Here is a 2,219-nt window from a genome sequence, read left to right as displayed (position 1 = left end):
GGCACGACAGCCACCGGCAGCGCCACCTCCACGGCCAGCTCCGGCGGCACCACCACCCCTTCCACAGGCAGCGGAAGCGGCACCCACACCACCAACGGCGTCACAGCCCCGCCCATCGGCCACGGCAATCTGATACCAGAAGACACCACACACGCCGAGCACATCGACCTGGCAAACCGGCGGACGGAGAACCTGGAGAAAATCGCCCGTAAGCGCCCCCTTAATCCTCATGAGCAGGAAGTCTATGACAACGCCCGCCGCGTCCGCGACCGCAACTCCCCCGCCCTGCCCGGCGACGAAGACGCCCTCGTCCCCGTCACCCCAGACGGAGAAGACGCCACGCTCGATGCAGAGGCAGACACTCCGCCTGCCTCACCCCCAGCCCAGCCCGCGAATGCCCTCGGCTCTACGATCAACGGCCCCAGCACAACGAATCCCGATGCGCCCGCGGCATCCGCAGGGACTCCCACACCTCCGCCTCCGACTGGTCCGGCAGGAGCACCTCAGACAGCAGGCACTTCGGCTTCCGCCCCCTCAGCCCCGAACAGAGCAAGCTCTCCTCCAGCTTTTAACTCTAAGGAAAGCGTGTCCCCCGTTTCAGGAAGCGGCTCTCCGCCTAATACATCGAGTTCAGGCTCCAACTCACAACCTGCTTCCAATACTGCGGACAAACCCGTAATTTCATCCACCTCTTCCACGGCCAATCCGGTCCAGGCTAAGCGGAGACTGGCTGAAGAGGGCTATCCTCCGCAGGCCGTGAAAAAGTATGTGAACGACAACTATGACGCCAGCAAATACAAAGACCTTGGCGGTCCTAACACCGTGTGGCTCGTGATGCCTTCAACCTCGGGTCAGAATACCATTCCTCGTGCTTTTGCAGAACGTCTGGCCGCAGACCATGGGGGGGCAGTCATCACAGACGGCTTCTCCATGGATCAGACCGGGCAGGCCAAAAACAAGCGAGGCTACATGGCCAAGATGGACGCGCTGCCGCAGGTGGACATTCATGACCCTGCCTTGCTAGCGAAACTGGCCGGCAAGAAGGTGGTCATCGTGGATGACATCATGACATCCGGTGTCACATCGGACGCGCTCACGGAAGCACTTGCAGCCAAGGGAATACAAACAAAAGCGACTGCCGTTTTGGCAGCGGTGAAAGACGGTGCCCCAGCACATCCTTCCCAGCTCAAAGAACTCGCGCAAACCATTGCCGAGAGCACCGGCCGCCCCTTGAAAGAAGTCCTTGCCCAGGTTAAACTGGTGCACGGCGGCTCCAGAGGAAAGCTGGTCGTCGAAGCCCTGCGCGAAGCAAGAGAACACCCCAAAGAAGTCTATGAACGTATCACCCGAAAAGCAGAAACTCTTCGAACGTCTTCACGCGGAGGAAACTGAAGTCGTGCGCTTCGGCCACGATTTCACGCCGCCTGAACTCGCCCGACAGGAAGATCTGACAGAGTACCGCCTATGGCGGCACTACAACAAAGAAATTCCAGCCATGAATAAACTGAGTGAATGGCTCCGCGAAGAATGGAGGAAAGAAGCTGAAGCGAAGGCTGCACAGGACGACGGCTGACCGCTCGGAAAATGAAGTGACGGTTCAAACGAAACGATGCCAGTCATGAATGGCATAAGCACAGCACATGCAGCCCGCTCATTGACGCCGCCATGAAAATAAAAATGTTCTATCAGCAAAACTGGGGCCCCACAACGATCGCTCTAGGCCACGAAAATGATCAAGATAATCGGTACAACAGATACATCCGAGGCATGCTCTGGATGGAGCTGAACAGGGTCGATGATTGCCAAGTGTTTTTGAATGCCCTGGACCAGGCCGAACATCAAGGCGGGGATGTTGAGATACAGTTCAATGACAAAGCCTGGGGAATGGATGTTCGGGCGAAAACGGTCACGATCTGGTCCACTTCCAACGACGAGTGGGTCGATATGTTTTCACACAACGAAATCCGCCGTGCTGTAGAGGGCTGGATGAAGCTTCTTCAAATGCCCGACTCACCGGAAAGCCAGGTCATCGTTGATCTGGGTGGTGAGACATGATTCTGCGCTTCTGAACAGGCCCACAAAAAGCCGCAGGCACCGCCATCGCCAGCGGCGCCGTCGGCCTCGCCCTCAGCAAGCTCATGCCCGGCGGAGCCCAGGCCCTCAACAACCCCGCCACCAAAAAAGCCTTCAGCAGCGCCGTCAAATCCTTCGCCAAAGGA

3 protein-coding genes are annotated in these 2,219 nt (G+C 58.2%); all 3 read left to right on the top strand.

Translation table 11 applies throughout. The features are described 5' to 3' along the window. Positions 1-1,392: phosphoribosyltransferase family protein (locus tag ACILSL_RS27670; protein ID WP_395735300.1), on the top strand; the 1,392-nt coding region annotated here is incomplete at its 5' end. 4 nt (positions 1,393-1,396) lie between these two features. Then, positions 1,397-1,573 (top strand): hypothetical protein, encoded by a 177-nt coding sequence (locus ACILSL_RS27665; RefSeq protein WP_395735299.1) that lies wholly within the window; start codon positions 1,397-1,399, stop codon positions 1,571-1,573. A 92-nt stretch (positions 1,574-1,665) separates the two neighbouring features. Next, the gene (locus ACILSL_RS27660; protein ID WP_395735298.1) at positions 1,666-2,055 is read left to right on the top strand and encodes a hypothetical protein; all 390 of its coding nucleotides are present in this window, start codon (positions 1,666-1,668) and stop codon (positions 2,053-2,055) included. Positions 2,056-2,219: the final 164 nt, after the last annotated feature.

Source organism: Prosthecobacter sp., assembly GCF_044222345.1.
In the GTDB taxonomy this organism is placed as follows: Bacteria; Verrucomicrobiota; Verrucomicrobiia; order Verrucomicrobiales; family Verrucomicrobiaceae; genus Prosthecobacter.
Note: the sequence above shows the minus strand (reverse complement) of the source record. Positions and strands in the feature narration are given on the sequence as shown.

What these genes read in the sequence shown, in the direction of transcription:
- ACILSL_RS27660 (WP_395735298.1), top strand. Translation starts at nt 1,666, where the DNA reads ATGAAAATAAAAATGTTCTATCAGCAAAACTGGGGCCCCACAACGATC.